Origin of the sequence: Paenibacillus sp. FSL R7-0333 (genome assembly GCF_038000365.1) — a bacterium.
Taxonomy (GTDB): domain Bacteria; phylum Bacillota; class Bacilli; order Paenibacillales; family Paenibacillaceae; genus Paenibacillus_AQ; species Paenibacillus_AQ silagei.
Genome location: NZ_JBBOBZ010000001.1, coordinates 374,413 through 394,498 on the forward strand (window position 1 = coordinate 374,413; position 20,086 = coordinate 394,498).

Below are 20,086 nucleotides of genomic sequence, written 5' to 3' on the forward strand. Positions count from 1 at the left end.
GTCCTTCATCCTCCCCAGTCTCCCAGTCAAAAACCGGCTTCTCCCTTAGAGTATAAACCGGCAAACCTGACAACATGGATTCAGGTTCGGATGCGGATGGAAAAAGATTGTACATGCTTGAATGCGGGTGGGGCGGTTATTGCTTCTCTGCCAGATCTGCTGAATATACCGCCGCGACGCCGCGGGCCACCTCGCCTAATCTGCGGCGGATGTGCTCCGGTCCCAGCACCTCCAGGACGGTTCCGAAGCTTAGCAGGAAGCCGTATAGCCAGTCATTCTCAGGGTACTGGAGCGTTAGGGTATATCCGCCGGTATCATCCTGCTGGAGCGTCTCACAGTCGAAGTATTCTTCGGCGAGATGCTTGCCTTCCGGCGTGAAACGCAGCTTGACCGGTGTGAGATTCTGCGGTTCCTTCCAGCTACTACTCCACGGCAGCTCTGTAAGCGGAATATCCTGGCGGATATAGTGCCTGTTCTCCTTCACTAGCGCTTTCATCCGCAGCAGCTTGAAGAGGCGGAAATCCTGACGCTCCTCGCAGAACCCGTATAAGTACCAGAATTGTCCCTTGAGGACCAGCGTATAGGGCTCGACCGTACGCTGGCTTACCCTGCCTTCGGCAGTTATGTATTCAAAAGTGACCATGATCTCCTCCTCTAAGGCTTCTTTAAGGAGGTCCAGCCGCTCCTCCAGCGGAGCTGTCAGCTCCCAGGGGGAGAAATCGACGATCATTTGGGTGGTTTTGCTGCGGAAGGCGGAGATCTGGGAGGGAGGGACAACACTGCTGATCTTCTCCATCAATAGCTGATGGCCCTCTCCTCCGATGGAGGAGGCGCTTTGCAGCGCACTGAAAATATCGGCCAGCTCGCGTTGCGATAATACGTTGCGGTCCAGCCGGTAGCCCTGCATGAGGCCGATGCCGCCCCCTGCGCCCTGATAGGTAACCACAGGGATGCCTGCGCTGTTAATGCTGTCTATATCGCGGTAAATCGTACGCACGGAGACCTCGAACATATCGGCCAGCTCCTTGGCCTGAATCAGCGGCCGGTTGAGCAGCAATATGACAATGGAGAGCAGACGGTCTATTTTCACAGGGATACCTTCTTTCAGACGTTAGGTGAGGCTTTAGTCAACGGGTCTTGGAGGTCTCTTTGACCTTCACTTGGACCTTGGGTTCAAGCGTAGCCACTGGCTTGCGCCGGCGCAGCCGGAGAGAAATGGCAGCCCGGTAACGGTAAATGACAATCAGCGCGGCAATAGCCAGCACGCTTACCGCGATCCAGAGGGCATAGGATTCGATCAGGTGGAAGATGCCCATCCACTGCGGGCCGAAGATTTTGCCGATTCCAAGGAATAACACTACCCAGAATATTGCTCCCCCATAGGCATACATAGCGAATTTACGGAAGGGCAGGGCAATAATCCCGGCAAAATAGCCGGTGAAGTGGCGGACGCCGGGGATGAAATAGCCGATGGAGATCAGCACGCTGCCGTATTTCTCGAACCAGCGCTGCGTCTTTTCCAGCTTGGCCGGAGAGAACATGAACCATTTGCCGTACCGCTGGATAAAGGGCAGACCGGCTTTGAGCCCGATGAAATATGTAATGGTCATCCCGATTGTAGTCCCTAAGAAGGCTACGATCACCAGGGTGAAGAAATCCAGCCTCCCCGTGAAAGAGAGAAATCCTGCGAAGGCCATCGTGGTCTCCCCGGGAAAAGGCAGGGCGATAAATTCGAGCAAAAGCCCGAAAAACAATACGCTATAACCATAGCTCGCAAACAATTCTTGTATCCATTTCAGCATATCCATAGATTCTTCACTCTCCAAAGGCTGCGCGCCTATTCTATTCTGAAGCTTGTCTTCATACAATCTACCAAATGGTGCGGGTGCGCCAATAGAATGCTGGAGGTAGAGAAGATGAAGAACAACCTGGAAAATCCTATCCGCCGCATCATGATCTGCGGGTTGCTTGTTATTGCTGTTGTGCTGAGTCTGGGTGTGTCAGCCTATGGAGGGCAGGGGAATTCTTCCGGTTCGCGGATTACGTACTCCCTGCAGGCTGAAGCAGGCAGTGCGTTACCTCTACTCTCTAAGAATAATGCTCCGGCTGTCCCGGTGCAAGATTTGCCTCCGGCAGCAGGCAGAATGACAACCGCAGAATCACGGCAGCCGCATGTTTCGGGCGGTTCAGCCCCTAAGGCAGATGCAGAGCGTCCTGCTCCCGCTATACACCAAGTAGCTGCTGCTGCGGGGAAATCTGCTCCAGCAGCCGGTCACCGCAAGGAGAAGGTGGTCTATCTGACTTTTGACGATGGGCCAAGCGCAGTTACTCCCAAGGTGCTTAGGATATTGCAGGAGCAGGGGGTTAAGGCGACCTTCTTCGTGCTGGGGGATCAGGCCGCAAGGCGTCCCGAGCTGATCCATGCCATCTGGGAGCAGGGGCATGCTATCGGCAACCATACCTATAATCATAACTATCATGATTTATATAGCGGCTTCACGGAATTCTGGCGTCAAATCAAACAGACGGAGGAAACGGTACGTGAGATCACAGGCGTCCGTCCGCAACTGGTCCGTGCGCCGGGCGGCACGTTCGGCCATTTCGACAGTACATACTTCAATCTGCTGAAGCAGGCAGGCTACCGGGTGATGGACTGGACTGTGGACAGCGGAGATTCCCGCCGCCGGGGAGTGCCCGCTGCGGAGATTGTGCAGGCATCTGTGGCTGACTTGAACTCCGCCAGTGTGGTGTTGCTGCTGCATGACGGATCAGGCCATGAACAGAGTGCGAAGGCGCTGCCTGCCATTATTGAACGTTACAGAGCGGCCGGTTATGAGTTCGGCGTTCTGGATACGCAGAGTGATCCCGTACAGTTCAGGGTGTCCTCCAAGGCAGCCTCCCTTCAGCGGGGCAAGCCGTCACAGGATTGGATATCGGCCAATATTGCTCCGAATGCGGAGCTGTTTGCACCAGGCAAGGCGCTTGCACTTGAGATTGGGCGGATGGAGATCAAGCTGAAGCCCGGAGAGTACCGTCTCCAGGACGGGCAGTACTATGTTCCGCTACGCGCCACCGTGGAACGGCTGGGCGGGCGGGTCGGCTGGGATGCGGACACCCGCAGCGCAGCTGTAAGCTGGAACGGCCGCAGCATGACGTTAGACTCACAGAAGCAGGAGGTTGGCATTCACTGGCCGGACGGTACAGCAGAATACAGGGCGGCACAGGTGCAGCTCCAAGGCTCCTCCCTCTGGGTACCCCTGCGTTTGCTGCTGGAGGCGGCAGGTCATCCGGGTGCGGAAGCCTTTGTTAATGCAGAGGAGCGCAGGGTTACCGCAGCTTAAGACGGATATCCGTTTAAGAGGAGGGCTGGACGGAGGGGACGGCAGGATATGACAGGGACGGCAGGGGGGCTGGCGGGAAAAGCGACTACTGGCGGGAAAAGCGGCTGCTGAATGTCTGGGCATCCTTTTTCGTGGAAAGAATAAATAGCAACAGGCCTCAGCAAGTAGTATAGCCAGGGAAAGTACAGGCTGTCAGGGGGCTAGTCTATGACCATGGAAGGGTGTCCTCCTTGTCCTCATCATCATTGACAGATCCGAAATCACAGGTGTATTCACAGCAGAACAGGTACGGGAATGCAGAGGTAGCCGGGTTCCCCCGGAAGCGCATCCGCCGCGCAGCCAAGGAGTGGGGGCGAATGCTGCTCCTGATGGCAGTTACCGGAGGACTGTATATGTGGCGCGGTGGAGAATCGCTCCTGCTGCTGCTGACAGCGGGCGGAGTGGTCATGTCCGGCGGCCTGCTGATGCAGCTCTGCGGTCCCCGGAGAGTTAGTGTCCAGCGCACGATTGTTCCTGCGCGTCTGTCTGCGGGGGATGACGCCGTTGTGGAAGTTCAAATTTCTTTTGCCGCCAGAATCCCGCTGCCCTGGATGATTGTGACCGATTACTGGAGCGGGGGCAGCCATCAGGAGCTGCTGTTTCCCGGCTTCCGGCGTTCCTTCAAATATTCTTATGAGCTGCTGTCCGTTCCAAGGGGTGTACATCAGCTTCATGGGTGCAGTGTAACCTGGGGAGATCTGCCGGGGCTGTTCACCGGCGGCTGCCAGCCGGGCGGCAAGGCGGACTTCAAGGTGCTGCCAAGGGCGTTATATATGGGCACAGTTGTGCCGGATACCGGCTTGCTGCCGGGAGACCGTGTGTCCGGGCGGGGGAACCACAGCAGCCCGCAGGCAGCGGATATCCGTGATTATGCGCCGGGTGATCCGTTCAGCCGGATTCACTGGAAGAGCAGCGCCCGTAAAGGCAACCTGCAGAGCAGAGTGCCGGAACGTGAAGCGGGGCAGATGACCTGCATCGTGCTTGCGAGCAGTCCGGCGGATTACGAGATTCCCGGCGGTGCGCATCCTCCCCGCAGCCAGCGGAGGTCGGTGATCCCGGCCTTTGAACAGGCGGTATCGGCTACGATGGGGCTGCTGCTCTCTGCCGAGCGTACCGGCAGCTACATCCAGCTCTTCAGCGGCGGCTGGCCGGAAGGAATGGCCAGACATGAGGGGCTGGGCCAGATCCCCGGGAGGGTCCGGGATCTGCTTACAGAGATTGCTCCTTCCGGTTCACAGAGTCTCAGCAGACTGCTGGAGGATGCGTCACAGAGCTGGATTCCCGGGATGACGGTATCGGTCGTTACCGGCAGGCTGGAGGAGGAGTCGGCGAGAACGCTGGCCCGTTTCCTGGTTCAAGGAATCAGGGTGGAGCTGTATTATGTCTGGGACCAGCCTTCTCCGAGCCGGACTCCCGGTAGTCCTGTGCGGAGCCCGGCCGGAGCAGCGGGGACGCTGCCGGAGCTATCCCGCAGCAGCAGGCTGGCACCGGAGGGGTGGGAAACAACCGGGCAACATGATCCCGCAGCTTACGGGAACAGCAGACCGCCTGCCTCGGATACGATTGCGGGAAGTCTGATGCGGCTTGGCGCGAGGATTCACTGTCTGAGCTATGCTGCTACTGCACAAGGGTACAAGGGGGCGGAGCCTGATGGATTCCCGGATAACTCCACCTCCTGCTAGTGCGGGTACGGATGGCGCCAGTCCGAAGGGCTCAACCCACAGCGGGCAACGCCGCTACGGAAGCATCCGGTTTACAGCGGCAGGGATGCAGGAATCAGACCTTGCAGAGAACAGCTCCGCAGGTAAAAGAGAGAACAGTCCTCTGTGTTATCGCGGTCTGTTCTCTTTGGCGATTATGGGCGTCTTTGGGCTGTGGCTGCTGCCGCTCTACAGATTGCCTGCGGCAGCGGACCATACACAGCTCCTGCGGCTCCTAATGCTCTCGGCAGCAGCACTTCTCGCATGGGGCTGTCTGCTGTTGCCCCGTCTTGTCCAGGCAAGCGGTCAGTTTCTTCTAATCTTCATGACCTGGTATGGTCTCTGTGCTGGTGCGGGAGGCGGGGGCGGGTGGCTGAAGGTCTATGCCATGGAGAAAAGTGGACAGGATGCCCTGCTGTTGCTCTCTGGCCGGATCTCCGCATTAAGCGAGGACAGCAGGCTGCTGATTCTGGTGCTGGGCTGGGGGCTGCTGGTGTCCTCCGTCCAGCAGCTCGCGCTGTACAGGGGAAGTATTGCGCTGTTCACCGGTGTAACGCTGGTGTATCTGCTGGTGCTGGATATGGGTTATGCCGTTAATACTTCCGGGGATGTCCTGGTCACTGCGGGCCTGATCCTGTGGCTACGGGCTTTAAGCGGGCTGCTCCACCTGCAAGAGAGGACAGAAAGGCCTGTTCTTCCTTACGCCCGCTGGGGAGCCAGGGCATTCTCGGCAGCTGTACTGGTAACGCTGGCCGCCTGGATGGCCGGGCAAGGGCTGGGCGCACGCACGGCTTCCCCGGTTACACTGCAGCCGGTGCTGGACAAGCTGGAGCATTGGGCAGCGGCGCAAAGACCGGAGGAGGCAGGCGTACCCGGCACTGGCAGCACTGGCTACAGTATGGAAGACAGAGAGCTTGGCATGCCCCTGACTCCCAGCCGGGAGGCGGCCTTCACGGTCACTGCTTCCCGTCCCTATTACTGGCGGGGAGAAAGCATGGCGTATTATGACGGCCGCCGCTGGATCAGGAGCGGAGCCGCGTATTCAGCGCTGAATCTGCCCCGGTTGTCCGGGGCGCTGCCCGCTCTGGCGGATGCTGCATCAGCCGGGGGCCAGACGTTTATTCAGCGGATTCAGCTGGCCTCGCCTTCCGCTGGAGGTATGCCGCTGTTCAGTGCAGGCGCTATAACAGACATACAGAACATCCGGCTTGCGGACGGAAGCCAGCTGGGTTACGTGCTGGCCAGCCCGGACAGGCTCAGCTTCCGCCTGCCGGAAGTCTACAGCTCCGCAGGGGTTACGGAATATACCGTCAAGTCTGTTCTGCCGCCAAGCGATCCGGTAGCGCTGCGGAAGCTGAAGGGAAGTGATCCCGAAGGGGTACGCAGCCAGTATTTGCAGCTCCCCGCTGCTCTGCCGCCCAGAGTACGTGCCCTGGCCGGCGATCTTACCGCAGCTGCGGCGAGCCGTTACGATGCCGCCTTAGCTGTAGCCGGTTATCTTCAGGACGGCTACACCTATTCGCTGAAGACCCGAGTGCCGCCGTCCGGTGCCGATTTCACCGATGATTTCCTGTTCGGGACCCGTCAGGGGTATTGTGTGCATTTTGCCACTGCGATGACGGTCCTGCTGCGCAGCAGCGGCATTCCGGCGCGGTACGTCCAGGGCTACGGCCCGGGCACCGCTGTGCCCGGCTCTGTGCCGCAGCGCTACAGCGTGACCGGCGGCGATGCCCACGCCTGGGTCGAGGTCTATTTCCCCAGCGCGGGCTGGGTCCCCTTCGACCCCACGCCCTCCGCCGCTGCCGCCGCTGCCCTCGGCGCGGCGGCTACGGACCCGGCGGCGGCCTCCGCGCCGCCGGACACCCGCCGCTCCGCTGCGCTGCACGCGGACGCGCTCACCGCCGCCCTGCCGCAGGCGGGCGGCCCGGACACTGCGCCGCTCGCGCTGGCGGCGCTGGTGCTGGCTGCCGCCATCCGCTGGCGGCGCAGCCTGGCCCTGCTGCCGGCGGTGCGCCGCGCCGGCAGGCTTGGCCGTGAGCGGCAGCTGCGCGCCGCCGCTGCGGCCTGGCACGGGCTGGCGGCGCGCTATGGGCCGCCGCTGCCCGGGGTTACCGCCAGGGAGTACGCAGACTCCCTGGCTATCGAGGACGGGCGGCTGCGCGCCGCCGTCCGGGGGTTTGTACGCCAGTGGGAGACCCTGGCGTATGGCGGCGCCGGAGGCGGCGTGCCTTTAGCGGCATCGGGCTCCGGTGGCGAGGCCGTGCCCTTAGCGGCGTCAGGCCCCGCTGGAAGCGGCGTGCCTTTAGCGGCGTCGGGCTCTGCTGGAGACGGCGTGCCTTTGTCGCATTCCGCGCGGATGTCACCCGCCCTGCCCAAGTCACCCACCGCGCCCTCTACGGCTTCCGCGTCCCAACGCTGCGCCCCCGCCAGCGCTGCCGATACCATGGACGCAGAGGCTTTCATAGCCCGTTGCCTGATGATCACCTTCCATCTAACCTGATCGAGAAGCGGCGTCCCTGCATTTGCAGCGGACGTCTTTGTGACGGCTAAGCTTGCCGCTCCAAATGTAATCGAAAAACCGACCACATTTAGCGCTGCATGGGCACGAGGGCCAAATGTAATCGAAAAACCGACTACATTCGGCGCTGCATGGGCACGAGGACCAAATGTAATCGAAAAACCGACTACATTCGGCGCTGCGTGGGCACCTGGGGCAAATGTAATCGAAAAACCGACCACATTTAAATCCAAGCTCCCCATGCCAGCCACTATCCACCGCCAGCCACGGCTACAATTCTTCTTTTTATCCCTATAACTTGGTGTCGGCTCCCGGCAGCGGCGAATGAGCAGACATTTGCTCATCTGCAGGTGTTCCGTACTGTCTTGGCTACGAGCCTGTTTCCCGCTACCTTTGCCCTCTGCAGGGATTCCCTCCACCACTACCACAACCAACCCAAAACCTTGAAACAGAGGGACCCCATTTCCTTGACGCTGAGAATTAACCATGAGTATAATGAATCCAATAATCAAGGGAGGCAAGTAATGAACAAGCCAAATGAAATAATCGTTGTTCTGGATTTCGGGGGACAGTATAACCAGCTTATCGCGCGCAGAATTCGTGACCTGGGGGTATACAGCGAGCTTCTGCCGTACAATACACCGATGGAGAAGATTAAGGCCTTATCACCCAAAGGGATTGTATTCTCAGGTGGGCCAAGCAGTGTCTATGCGGAGAATGCACCACATGTAGACCCGGCGATTTACGAGCTCGGGCTGCCGATCTTCGGAATCTGCTATGGGATGCAACTGATGGCACAGCAGCAGGGAGGCAAGGTGGAACGCTCCGCCAAGCGCGAATATGGCAAAGCCGATGTAGAATTCGCACCCAGCTCCGTGCTTGCAGCAGGTCTTGAGAGCAAGCAGACGGTATGGATGAGCCACGGCGACCATGTAGTGGAGCTTCCGGAGGGCTTTAAGCTGGATGCCGGTACAGAGAGCGCGCCGATTGCAGCCATGAGTAATGATGAACGCAAATTCTTCGCCGTTCAGTTCCATCCTGAGGTACGCCACTCCGTGAAGGGGAATGAGATGATCTCGAACTTCCTGTACGAGGTCTGCGGCTGCGAGGGCAAATGGACGATGGAGTCGTTCATCGAGGATGCCGTTAAGGATATCCGTGACAAGGTCGGCGACAAGAAAGTGCTCTGCGCACTCAGCGGCGGTGTGGATTCCTCTGTGGTGGCGATGCTGATTCACCGTGCGATCGGCGATCAGCTGACTTGTATGTTCATTGACCACGGCCTTCTGCGCAAAGGTGAAGCGGAGAGCGTCATGGAGACTTTTGTCGGCAAGTTCGATATCCATGTTGTCAAAATCGACGCCCGTGACCGCTTCCTCGGCAAGCTGGCCGGTGTCTCCGATCCCGAACAGAAACGTAAAATCATCGGCAACGAGTTCATCTACTGCTTCGACGAAGAATCGGCCAAGCTGGGTGACTTCGCGTTCCTGGCTCAAGGTACACTGTATACCGATATCGTAGAGAGCGGTACAGCAACGGCGCAGACGATCAAGTCGCACCACAATGTGGGCGGGCTGCCGGAAGATATGAAATTCAGTCTGATCGAGCCGCTGAACACCCTCTTCAAGGATGAAGTCCGTAAGCTTGGCGAAGAGCTGGGCATGCCGCATGCGATCGTGTGGCGTCAGCCTTTCCCGGGTCCGGGTCTGGCGATTCGTGTACTGGGTGAAGTGACCGAAGAGAAGCTGACCATCGTCCGCGACTCTGACTATATCCTGCGTGAGGAGATTGCCAAGGCGGGTCTCGACCGCGAGATCTGGCAGTATTTCACTGCACTCCCTAACATGAAGAGTGTGGGCGTAATGGGTGACGAGCGCACCTATTCCTACACCGTAGGCATTCGTGCGGTAACCTCCATCGACGGTATGACTGCCGACTGGGCGCGTATCCCATGGGATGTGCTGGAGAAAATCTCCGTCCGCATCGTCAACGAAGTGGACAACGTCAACCGTATCGTGTACGACATTACCTCGAAGCCGCCAGCGACGATCGAGTGGGAATAGATCAAGGATAAAATAAAAACTCTCTTCTGCCGGCGATTTTTGCTGATGGGAGAGAGTTTTTTTTCGAAATATAAGAAATTATATGTTGCACACGATAAATTATCCTTCTATTTCTCGCTGAAACGGTTATGACAAAAAAGAACTCCAAAACCCTATATTAAGGTTTGGAGTTCTTCCCGCTTAGACGGACAGCTGCAAGCTCTTCAATTCATACACCTTCTCCAGCGTATCCAGACACTCTGTCTTCTTATTATCATCCTCCGCATGAAGATATCCCTCCACCAGCCGGTATCCGAAGACGAGCAGAATGAATTCGTAGACGCAGTGGCCGGCAAGCGGGGCAATCTCTCCCGCATATTCCGTGAAGCCCCGGTAATAAGCAGGGACACACCGCTGATAGTATTCAATCATGTGATCAAGATCCACCTCATCTGCAATCAGGCTGGCGATGTCCTCGCCGAGGTAGCCCCAGCCGCTGGTATCCCAGTCAATCAGCGCGATGGTCCCGCCAGAATAGATGATGTTGGTTACCCAGAAGTCCCGGTGGCATAACACGAGAGGCAGGCTTTCAATCCGGGCAAAAATATCGTCCGAATGCTCATCGATGCCGATGAGCATTTGCCGCACATGCTGCGGGAATCCGCATTCCTCAGAACGGATATAGTAGTAGACAACCGGCCATGACCGGTAGTGCAGATAAGTATTCTTCATGAGGTCTGCATGGCTCAGGTTGGTCAGACTTTGCGGCACCTCCGGCTGCTCCGCGTACAACTTCCCTTGATACCGTCCCAACTCCAATGCGGCCTGTTCATACATGTCACCGGTCAGCTCCAGGCCGGAGATGCCGTTGATATATTCCAGCCATAGCTGGTACTCATTCTCTTCATCATTCATCTTCGCGTGATAACACACCGGCCAGCGGAAGGTATCATTGAAGGTCGCTCCCAGCTCAGAAGCGTAGAGATCATATTCCCGCCGCCATGAATCCGGGTCATTGTAACGTTCCCATTTCTTTTGAATTTTCAGCACGATGCGGAACGGCAGGCTCTCCCCGGCAGTACTTGCAGCGGTTCCGGTGACCAATTGCACATCCCCCACAGTTCCGCCGTGTAACTGTAGCGTTTCGTAATCCGCAGAGGTAATCGTTGTATTAAAAAGCTGAGATAGAGCAATATATAAAGCATCTTGGTTTATCTTCATTTGTATCGTCCTCCGTTTTTCTTCATTTGCTTGCGCTGCATTGCAGCTGACTGATTGCGGGCATCCTTGTCCCTGAGATAGTGTGTTCTGTCCTGGACGAACCGGTTCTCCTGCTGCTGTGAGTTGTAACGCTCCCAGCGTTCATGCGTCAGAGAGCCCTCCGCCAGGGCGGCGAGTACCGCACAGCCCGGCTCGGCTTCATGGCGGCAATCGTTGAACCGGCATCCGGCGAATAAGTCCTCCACATCGGTGAAGCCTGCCCTGATGCCTTCCTGGGCGTCGAACAGCCCCAGTTCACGCATCCCGGGCGTATCAATCACCATGGCGCCAGAAGGGAGCATGAACAGCTGGCGGTGCGTGGTGGTATGCCGTCCCCGACTGTCTTCCTCCCGGATGGCACTGACCTTCATAACATCCCGTTCCATCAGGGCGTTAAGCAGCGATGATTTGCCGATTCCGGACATGCCGAGGAACACAACGGTCTTGCCCGGCAGCAGATAGGGGGCCAGCTCATCTAATCCCAGCCCGGCATGGCTGCTGACCGCGTGTACCGGAACATCCGGGATGCTTCGCATGACCTCTGCAAGCTGCTGATGATAATCAGGGGCGAGATCCGCCTTCGTCAGAATGACGACCGGCTGGCCGCCGCTCTGCCTGGCCTGGGTCAAATAACGCATCATGCGGGTGACATTGAAATCCTTGTTCAGGGAAGACAAAATAAATACATAGTCAAAATTGGCGGCTACGACCTGTTCCAGAACGGTTCTGGTATATTCTGCGGCATGGCCGGAATAATTCGCACGCGAGAACTTGGAGCGGCGGGGGAGAAGCGCTGTAATGAGCGATTCCCCGCTTTCGTTCGGACGCAGCAGGACGAAGTCGCCGACGCACGGAAAGTCCCCGCGTGATTCCATACTGTGATAGAACGTGCCTTTGAGTACAGCGGTCAACTCGCCCCGCTTTGTGATTACCGTGAAGCGCTCCCGCCGGAGCTCTGTAATTCTGCCAGGCAATAATCCGGACGGGATTTCTTCTATTTCTGTATATCCATAGGTTTTTAGATCAATCATGTTTTTGGGTTTAGCTCCTTTTAATGTTGTTTTGTGGACGCAAAAATGCCGCGGAACAGCAGCCTCAAGAAGAAGCTGCTGATCTGCGGCATCAAGATGCAAAGAAGATACGACCTTCATCGTATCCCGCAAACAGCAATAATTCACGAAAGGTTACTTGGGATGGCATACCAAATAATACGGGCTTTTACCCGCCTTTTTAAGAAGCATGCCTGCTATGCAGTTCTAAACGGAAACCACCATATAAGTAGTAGCCAATCGAAACATCCCCTTTCGGATAAGGAACTTGTTAGAAATTTAATGCTTATCGCTAAGCACATTCAGATTAACATACATTTGGTATGCAAATCCATGTAGAGTTTGATTATAATCAATTACAAACTCCCTTAATCATGCGGGATTTGTCATAGAAATGTTCAATTTACGAACATTTGTGTAAACCTGACGGCCAATGTTCGTATTTACCATTGACAAGAGCTGTCATCTCCCCCTAAAATGATAAAGCGCTACAGCAAATATATTCGTATAATTCCGGGGATCGGCCCGGAAGTCTCTACGAGGTCACCGTAATGACCTGGCTACGATTAAGAAGAGCAACTTGTTCTGGGATTTCCGGCGATTGTCCGGAATTCCCGGCAGCCATCTCTTTTTCGGGCCGGTGTCTTCCCAGATGCCGGCTTTTGTGTTGCTGTATTGGCACAACATACAACCTTAGGGGGAGAACGATTTGAACCGCTTTTTCAAATTGAAAGAGAACGGCACCACAGTACGTACAGAGATCATGGCCGGTATAACCACGTTTATGGCAATGGCTTATATTCTGTCGGTTAATCCAAGCACTCTGACTGCCTTCGGCCGCATTGATATGGGCTGGTATTCCGTATTCCTTGCGACTGCGCTGGCAGCCGGTATTTTCACCATTGCCATGGGGGTATTCATTAACTTCCCGGTCGCTCTGGCACCTGGTATGGGCCTTAACGCATATTTCGCTTCCGTCGTCTTATCCTCCGCCACCACTGAACATGAGTTCACCTGGCAGATGGGTCTTACCGCCGTATTTATCTCCGGGATTATCTTCATCCTCCTGACCATTACCCGGGTCCGGCAAATTCTGCTCACTGCCATTCCAGACAGCCTGAAGCATGCGATCACTGTCGGTATCGGGATGTTTATCACCATTATCGGCCTGAAGAACAGCGGACTGATGACTATCGGCGTCGAAGCCGGAAGTGATATCGCCGCTAACAAATTTACAGATGTACTTTCTTTTGAAACTGTAATTCATATGGGCAGCCTGGAGAACACCAATGTTCAACTCGTGATTATCGGACTGCTGCTGATCTCCATCTTAATGGTACTGCGCGTTCGCGGCGCCATCCTGTTCGGAATTCTCGGGACTACCGTGGCTGCGATTCTCATGGGGGCTGTAGATTTCAGCTCACTAAGCAATCCGCAGACGCCATGGGTTCCTGACTTCACCCAGCTGAACTTCTGGGAATTCGACTGGGAAGGCATTATGCACACCGGTATCGTATCGGCGATTGCCACTTTTACCTTCGTAGAACTGTTCGATACCTTCGGTACGCTGGTGGGTACTGCTGAACGTGCCGGAATTATGAAGAACCCTGAAGAGGGCAAAAAGCGTGTCGGCAATGCCATGTTCGTAGATGCGGTAGCTGTTGCGGGCGGTGCGATGCTGGGTACTTCCACCACTACTGCTTATGTCGAGAGTGCAGCCGGTGTAGCTGAAGGCGGACGTACGGGTCTGACTGCAGTAACTACAGGGATCTGCTTCCTGCTTGCCTTGTTCCTGGCTCCGGTAGTCGCTCTGATCCCTGGTCCGGCCACAGCGGCAGCGCTGATTATTGTCGGTGTACTCATGGCTCAATCGATCCGTGATATTGATTTCCAGGACATGGTGCTGGCCATCCCGGCCTTCCTGACCTTCGTGATCATGCCGTTTACGTATAACATTGCTAACGGGATCTCGTTCGGGATTGTTACTTACGTGATTCTGGCTTGTGTGGCGAATATCGCCGGCAAGAAGAAATATGATATCCACTGGATGATGTGGGTGCTGGCGATTCTGATTATCCTGCGCTATGTTCTGATCGGCAGCCAAGGCTAATAAGCTCCACGGATTCTGACTTACATTCTGCGGTCTCTTCATTATATGAAGAGGCCGTTTTCTTTTTATTCTTTTAAGGGGGGAGCCGCGCGGGACAAGCTGGGTTTTACCCTTTTCATCAACCAATATTTAGATTATATTGTTGAAGAGGTGATAAATGGTGTCCGGTGTATTCAATCAAGTGTACAAGTCCTTCCGTAGCCAGCCCTGGCCGGTGCTGCTGTTCCTGCTTGGGGCAATAGTCCGTATTCTATACATAACTTCTATTCCACCGGGACTGAATCAGGACGAAGCCTCTATCGGCTATGATGCCTACGCCATTTTGCACTACGGGATGGACCGGAATGGTGTTCATCTGCCGATTCATCTAATCGCCTGGGGGAGCGGGCAGAATGCGCTCTATGCCTACTTGTCCATGCCTTTCATTCTGTTGTTCGGACTAACGCCGTTGTCTGTAAGGGCGCTTAGCCTGATCATGGGACTACTGGGCATGCTGTTTTTCTATCTGATTATGAAAAGACTGTCGGCCTCGCCTGGAGCCGGGACCGCTGCCATGTTCTTTATCGCCATTAATCCGTGGCATATTATGATGTCCAGGTGGGCGCTGGAATCGAATCTGTTTCCTACGATGATCTTGATCGCCGTATACTTTCTGCTGCGCGCCTTTACGAATCCACGGTGGCTGTACGCCTTTACCGGCATGCTGGCCCTCTCGCTGTATGCTTATGGAACAGCGTACTTTTTCGTCCCGCTATTTGCGCTCGGTACGGCAATTCTTCTATTATATAGCAAGGTCCTGAGACCTCGTGCCCTGGTCTGGAATTTCGTATGGTTTACGGTACTGGCGCTGCCTATATTACTATTTATTATCATTAACCGTTACGCCATGCAGGATATAGCTACTCCGCTGTTCACAATTCCGAAGCTTACAACGCCGCGCGTGGAGGAGATTTCATCCCTATTCGGCGGCAGGCTGTGGCAGGCGGCTGCCGATAACCTTAGTGCCTTCAGCAAGCTGATGTGGAGCGGTAGTGACGGCTTGGCCTGGAACTCCATCTCTCCTTACGGATATGCGTACCCACTGGCGCTGCCTTTCGCACTGCTCGGCCTGATCGTTCTCCTGCTTTCCTGGTGGACAAGCCGGCGGGAGAGGGAGAGCGCTGGTAGGGGAGCCGTGCTGCTCTGGTTCCTGGTGGCGGTGCTAATGGCGCTGATTACAACTGTGAATATTAACCGGATTAATATTATTTTTTATCCGTTCATTATGCTGGTAAGCACCGGATTCGTCTGGCTGGCAGGCAGAGTCAAAGGTATAGCCATCCTGGCCGCAGCCGGGTTCGCCATGATGTTTATTTTATTCTCTAATACGTATTTCCGCGAGTTTCCTGAGCGAATCGGTCCAGTCTTCTATGAATCCTTAGGGGAGGCAGTCCAGTATGCTTCGGAACATAGCACCGGTGAAGTCTATCTTACGAACCAGGTGAATATGCCTTATATTTATGTGCTGTTCTATGAGCAGATCAATCCGCATGATTTCCTGAAGTCTGTTCAGTATGCCAATCCGGGAGAAGCCTTTCAGCGGGTTTCTTCCTTTGGAAGATACAGGTTTGATGATTTGAACAGGGTGCCTGCGAATGCCGCATATATCTATGCGAATACTGCTGCGCCGCCTGCGGCAAGCGCCGGATCTAGAGTGAAGCGTTTTGCCAACTACAGCGTACTGCTCACCAGTGAACAGAATGACGGGCCTCAAGACACACCCAAGACTGCTGCAAGCGAATTTGTGAATGGCGGATTTGAAGAAGGGACGGCGGGCTGGTCCTTCTCTGCGGGAACGGGAGTTGCTGTCAACAACCCCTTCGCCGGGAGTCAGCTGGCATATCTTGATCCCGGAACGGAGAACATCGTTTCGCAGGCTTTCACTGCACCAGCCGGTGAGTACAGACTGACCGTCATGTCCAGTAGCGGCGGCAGCGGCGGGAAGATCGGCATCCGGGCAGCCGGTAAGCTGCTTGCAGAGACAGAGCTGCCTGCGGCGGAAGCCTATCAACAGATCACACTTCCTGCGTTCACTCTGGAGCAGGGGATACAGGCAGAAGTATACATAACCGGCGGTAATGGCTGGATTAACATTGACGAGGTGAGGGTAGAACGATGACCAAGAATGTACGTGCAGCGGCAACCGTTATACTGATGCTCCTATTATTTATTCTTCCTGTAACAAGCATTTATGCCGAAGGGAATGTATTGCAGAACCCGGGCTTTGAAGAAGGTGAAGACGGGGCCCCGACAGGCTGGAGCAAGGATATGTGGATTGCGGGGGATGCGGCGGGCTCCATATCCGTTCAGTCGGAAGAGGTTCATTCCGGCAGCAAAGCGGCGGTTATTGAGAATCTGCAGCCCAATCACCTGAAGTGGGTGCAGACCGTTACCGTCTTGCCGGATAGCTATTACAGAATCTCTGGATACGTCAAAATAGCCAGCATCGCAGGCGGGGGAATCGGGGCCAATATTTTCCCTGTAGGCATTGGGGGCGGTTATCCCGCTACCAGCGATACCGGCGGTGAATGGCAGCGTCTGGAGTTCATCGGCCAGACCGGCAAGGAGCAGACCGAGATCGGAATCGGCGCTGCGCTGGGCGGCTATGCCAATCTGATTCAGGGTAAGGCCTATTTCGATGATCTGTCCGTAGAGAAGCTGGATACGGTACCGGAGGGAGCGAATATCATCTCGCTGGACAGCGGAGCCCAGGCTCCGCCGGCAGATGCGGACGGTGGAAGCAAGCCGGAGGAAGTACCGCATAAAGTATCGCCGGCCAAGCTGCTGCTGCTTTCGGGAGTATTCTGCCTGTTTTTTGCTTTTCTATACACAAGAGCCTTCCGCAGTGAGCGTCTGCTGAGACAGGAGGATGTAATCTACACCCGCTGGCTGTACGTTTTGTTTGGGGCAGCATTCATCCTGCGGATCTGGATCGGCCTTACGGCACAGGGCTATAAGAATGATATGAACACCTTCATGGCCTGGGGCCAGCGCCTGACCGACCTTGGACCGGGCAAATTCTATGAGGAAGGTTATTTCGCTGACTACCCGCCGGGGTACTTATATGTGCTATACCTGCTTAGCCTGCTGCGCGGATTATTTAACTTTGCGGGCGGGTCAGGTGCAGAGACGGTTCTCTTCAAGCTGCCTGCGATGCTCTCTGATCTGGTGCTTGGCTGGATTATCTATAAGAGCGCGCGAACCAGGCTCGGCTCTGGACTGGCTATGGGGCTGATGATGCTGTTCCTGTTCAATCCGGCTGTGCTGATGGATTCGGCAGCCTGGGGGCAGGCGGATTCTTTTTTCCTCATCTTCCTGCTGCTCAGCATAATGGGGGTTGTTGATAAGCGCTTCGTACGTGCAGCGATCTTCTTTGCCGTCGCTACATTAATCAAGCCGCAGGCGCTGATTTTCACACCTGTGCTGCTGCTTGCCTTCTATCATCACCGGGCCTGGAAGCAGCTTGCGCTGGGCGCCCTGTACGGGCTGGGGATTTTCCTTGTCCTCGCAGCCCCGTTCTTCTGGAACAACGGCGGTTTTGCAGGCTTGATTAACCTCTACAAAAGCACACTGTCCTCCTATCCGTATTCCACAGTGAATGCATTCAATCTGTATGCCTTGACTGACCCGATGTGGTCGGCGCTGGATGTGACCTGGCTCGGCATACCGTATCGTATATGGGGCTTTATTTTCATCCTGGCGGCAGTAGCACTTGCTGCTTATTATTCCTTCAATACCAAGGAACGCAAGGATCTCTCCAAGTCCTACTTCATCGCTATGGTGCTGATCACGATTGTCTTCGTATTCGGTACCAAAATGCATGAGCGTTACTTGTATCCGGTACTGATTCTGTCCTTATTCGCCTTCATGGAGAGCCGGGACCGGCGGTTCCTGACTCTGTTCCTCGGGTTCTCCCTGACCCAGTACATCAATGTTGGTTATACACTGGCGTATTTGAATACCGGCGGAAATCCGCCGGCTGACGGCATTGTTCTGGTTACAGCTATTACCACTATCATTCTTGCGATATATCTGCTCTATATTGGATACGATGTATATATCCGCCGAACTGCGAAGCTTTTGCCTGAGCCGGTTACCCCCAAGGAGGCATACGCAGCAGATCTACTGCTTGCAGAAGGCATCAAGCCGCTTGCCCCTGCTGAGCGCCGTTCTCCGCTGAAGCTGAAGCGCAGAGACTGGATCTGGATGCTCGGTATCACCGTACTATACGGGGCGCTTGCCCTCTATCATCTGGGAGATAACAAGGCACCTGAGACTCTGTGGGAGCCAGCAGCCAGCGGCGAGAGCTTCTATGTGGATCTGGGGCAGGCCCATCAACTGGAGCGGGTCAATGTGTTCGGCGGTGTCGGAACAGGGAAGTTTCAGCTGGAATTCAGCCAGACCCCTGATAATTGGAGCAGCCCGCTTGAGGTAAGCGAGGATGTGGGCAATGTCTTCATCTGGAAAAGCCAGCCGCTTAACGTATCCGCAAGATATGTCAAGCTCTCGGTTACGTCTCCAGGCTTCACCCTCAATGAGATGGCCTTCTATGAGCAGGGGGCACCGGAGGTTCCTCTGACGATAGCAAGCGTGACACCCGATTCGGGAGCAGCAGCTAAAAGAGGAACGCCGGCCAATCTGTTTGACGAGCAGTCCGTCATTCCCAAGAACTCTAATTTCATGAACAGTACGTATTTTGATGAGATCTATCATGCCCGTACGGCTTATGAGCATTATCATAATATTGTTCCTTATGAGAACACGCATCCGCCGCTTGGCAAGCTGCTGATCGGGGTAGGGATGGAGCTGTTCGGCGTCAATCCGTTCGGATGGCGGATCATCGGCACCTTGTTCGGGATTGCGATGCTGCCGCTGATCTATATCATGGCCATGCGGTTGTTCCGTAAGACCACCTATGCTGCACTGGCAGCGGGACTATTCGCTCTGGACTTCATGCATTTCACCCAGACGCGGATATCGACCATCGATGTGTACGGTGTATTCTTCATTATGCTGATGTTCTATTTCATGCAGCGGTATTTCACGATGAATTTCTACCGGGTGCCGCTGCGGACCACACTGGTTCCGCTGTTCTGGTCCGGCCTGTTCTTCGGCATCGGGGTTGCTTCGAAGTGGATCGTGATTTACGGCGGCGCGGGACTTGCTATTATGCTGGTGCTGTCGCTGTTGGACCGCTACCGGGAGTATAAGGCTGCCGGTCGCCTGCTGGCTGAAGGCAAGCTAAGCGGTCAGGAGCTCAAAGCCGCCTGCCGGACTGCAGATCAGTCCTTCTGGAAGAACACGATCATCACGCTGGCCAGCTGCATCGGATTCTTCGTTATCATTCCGGGAATCATATACAGCCTGTCCTTCATTCCTTCACTATCTGCGTCGGCAGAGGGCTTCACCGTTAAGGGGCTGATTGATGCCCAGAAGAATATGTACAACTATCACAGTCAGCTTGTAGCTACACATCCGTTCGCCTCCTCCTGGTGGGAGTGGCCGTTCATGAAGCGTCCGGTGTGGTTCTTCAGCGGCGGCGAAGGCTTGCCTGCAGGCAAGGCGAGCAGCATAGTAACGATGGGCAATCCGCTGATCTGGTGGACAGGAATCTTCACGATGCTGGCCGCTGTATGGTTCACCCTGAAGCGCCGGGACAAGAGCCTGTATATGATCTGGATCGGCTTCTTCTCACAATATGTTCCATGGATGCTTGTGCCGCGTGAGACGTTCCTGTACCATTACTTTGCGATGGTGCCGTTTATGATTCTATCCATTGTGTACATCCTGAAGCTGCTTGACGGCAGGTTCCAGGGTGCCAAATATCTGCGGTACGCCTATATTGCGGCCGCCGCCATCCTGTTTGTAATGTTCTATCCGGTATTGTCCGGCATGCAGGTGAACAGCAGTTATATCATTCATGTACTTCGCTGGTTCCCTTCCTGGGTATTCTAGGAGGGGAGCTGTAAGAGCCGCATAGTTGTTCAA

General features: G+C 55.4%; 11 protein-coding genes and 1 riboswitch. Of the genes, 7 read left to right on the plus strand and 4 right to left on the minus strand.

Features of this window, described 5'->3' with window-relative positions:
* Positions 1-136 precede the first annotated feature (136 nt).
* Both MKY86_RS01595 and MKY86_RS01600 read right to left on the minus strand, forming a co-directional pair.
* A complete protein-coding gene (locus MKY86_RS01595; RefSeq protein ID WP_076084733.1) occupies positions 137-1,090 on the minus strand; it encodes a helix-turn-helix transcriptional regulator in 954 nt (317 codons plus the stop codon).
* 37 nt (positions 1,091-1,127) lie between these two features.
* Positions 1,128-1,808 carry a DedA family protein gene (locus tag MKY86_RS01600; protein ID WP_076084730.1) on the minus strand — a complete coding sequence of 227 codons (681 nt, stop codon included), beginning with the start codon at positions 1,806-1,808 and terminating at the stop codon, positions 1,128-1,130.
* Positions 1,809-1,916: 108 nt separating this feature from the next.
* Between MKY86_RS01600 and MKY86_RS01605 the strand changes: the two genes are divergently transcribed.
* The 4 genes from MKY86_RS01605 to guaA all read left to right on the plus strand — a co-directional run bounded on the left by MKY86_RS01605 (position 1,917) and on the right by guaA (position 9,661).
* Positions 1,917-3,341, plus strand: coding sequence for a polysaccharide deacetylase (locus MKY86_RS01605; RefSeq protein WP_340825790.1), 1,425 nt, complete (start codon positions 1,917-1,919; stop codon positions 3,339-3,341).
* Positions 3,342-3,571: 230 nt separating this feature from the next.
* Entirely contained in the window at positions 3,572-5,062 is a 1,491-nt protein-coding gene (locus tag MKY86_RS01610; RefSeq protein ID WP_143803878.1) for a DUF58 domain-containing protein, read from the plus strand.
* Positions 5,031-7,580: a transglutaminase-like domain-containing protein gene (locus MKY86_RS01615; protein WP_076084725.1), complete on the plus strand. Its 2,550-nt coding sequence runs from the start codon at positions 5,031-5,033 to the stop codon at positions 7,578-7,580. The genes MKY86_RS01610 and MKY86_RS01615 overlap by 32 nt, the downstream gene beginning before the upstream one ends.
* 542 nt (positions 7,581-8,122) lie before the next feature.
* Entirely contained in the window at positions 8,123-9,661 is a 1,539-nt protein-coding gene (gene guaA, locus MKY86_RS01620) for a glutamine-hydrolyzing GMP synthase (RefSeq protein WP_076084722.1), read from the plus strand.
* 180 nt (positions 9,662-9,841) lie between these two features.
* On the opposite strand, the gene MKY86_RS01625 is transcribed toward guaA, so the two are convergent.
* Both MKY86_RS01625 and rsgA read right to left on the minus strand, forming a co-directional pair.
* Positions 9,842-10,861 (minus strand): aminoglycoside phosphotransferase family protein, encoded by a 1,020-nt coding sequence (locus MKY86_RS01625; RefSeq protein WP_076084719.1) that lies wholly within the window; start codon positions 10,859-10,861, stop codon positions 9,842-9,844.
* Positions 10,858-11,931 carry a ribosome small subunit-dependent GTPase A gene (gene rsgA / locus MKY86_RS01630; RefSeq protein WP_076084716.1) on the minus strand — a complete coding sequence of 358 codons (1,074 nt, stop codon included), beginning with the start codon at positions 11,929-11,931 and terminating at the stop codon, positions 10,858-10,860. Before rsgA ends, MKY86_RS01625 begins: the two co-directional genes overlap by 4 nt.
* 501 nt (positions 11,932-12,432) lie before the next feature.
* Positions 12,433-12,532: riboswitch (purine riboswitch) on the plus strand.
* Positions 12,533-12,658: 126 nt separating this feature from the next.
* Here rsgA and MKY86_RS01635 point away from each other — a divergent pair.
* The 3 genes from MKY86_RS01635 (at position 12,659) to MKY86_RS01645 (ending at position 20,053) form a co-directional block, all read left to right on the plus strand.
* Entirely contained in the window at positions 12,659-14,059 is a 1,401-nt protein-coding gene (locus MKY86_RS01635; RefSeq protein WP_076084710.1) for an NCS2 family permease, read from the plus strand.
* A 157-nt stretch (positions 14,060-14,216) separates the two neighbouring features.
* Positions 14,217-16,217, plus strand: coding sequence for an ArnT family glycosyltransferase (locus tag MKY86_RS01640; protein WP_076084707.1), 2,001 nt, complete (start codon positions 14,217-14,219; stop codon positions 16,215-16,217).
* Complete coding sequence (locus tag MKY86_RS01645; protein ID WP_083685696.1) at positions 16,214-20,053, plus strand: glycosyltransferase family 39 protein; 3,840 nt, start codon at positions 16,214-16,216, stop codon at positions 20,051-20,053. Before MKY86_RS01640 ends, MKY86_RS01645 begins: the two co-directional genes overlap by 4 nt.
* The last annotated feature ends 33 nt before the right edge of the window (positions 20,054-20,086 follow it).

Bases quoted from the DNA above. Each gene is read 5' to 3' on its own strand.
- MKY86_RS01640 (WP_076084707.1), top strand. From the start codon at position 14,217: ATGGTGTCCGGTGTATTCAATCAAGTGTACAAGTCCTTCCGTAGCCAG.
- MKY86_RS01600 (WP_076084730.1), bottom strand. From the start codon at position 1,808: ATGGATATGCTGAAATGGATACAAGAATTGTTTGCGAGCTATGGTTAT.
- MKY86_RS01605 (WP_340825790.1), top strand. From the start codon at position 1,917: ATGAAGAACAACCTGGAAAATCCTATCCGCCGCATCATGATCTGCGGG.
- rsgA (WP_076084716.1), bottom strand. From the start codon at position 11,931: ATGATTGATCTAAAAACCTATGGATATACAGAAATAGAAGAAATCCCG.
- guaA (WP_076084722.1), top strand. From the start codon at position 8,123: ATGAACAAGCCAAATGAAATAATCGTTGTTCTGGATTTCGGGGGACAG.
- MKY86_RS01615 (WP_076084725.1), top strand. From the start codon at position 5,031: ATGGATTCCCGGATAACTCCACCTCCTGCTAGTGCGGGTACGGATGGC.
- MKY86_RS01645 (WP_083685696.1), top strand. From the start codon at position 16,214: ATGACCAAGAATGTACGTGCAGCGGCAACCGTTATACTGATGCTCCTA.
- MKY86_RS01625 (WP_076084719.1), bottom strand. From the start codon at position 10,861: ATGAAGATAAACCAAGATGCTTTATATATTGCTCTATCTCAGCTTTTT.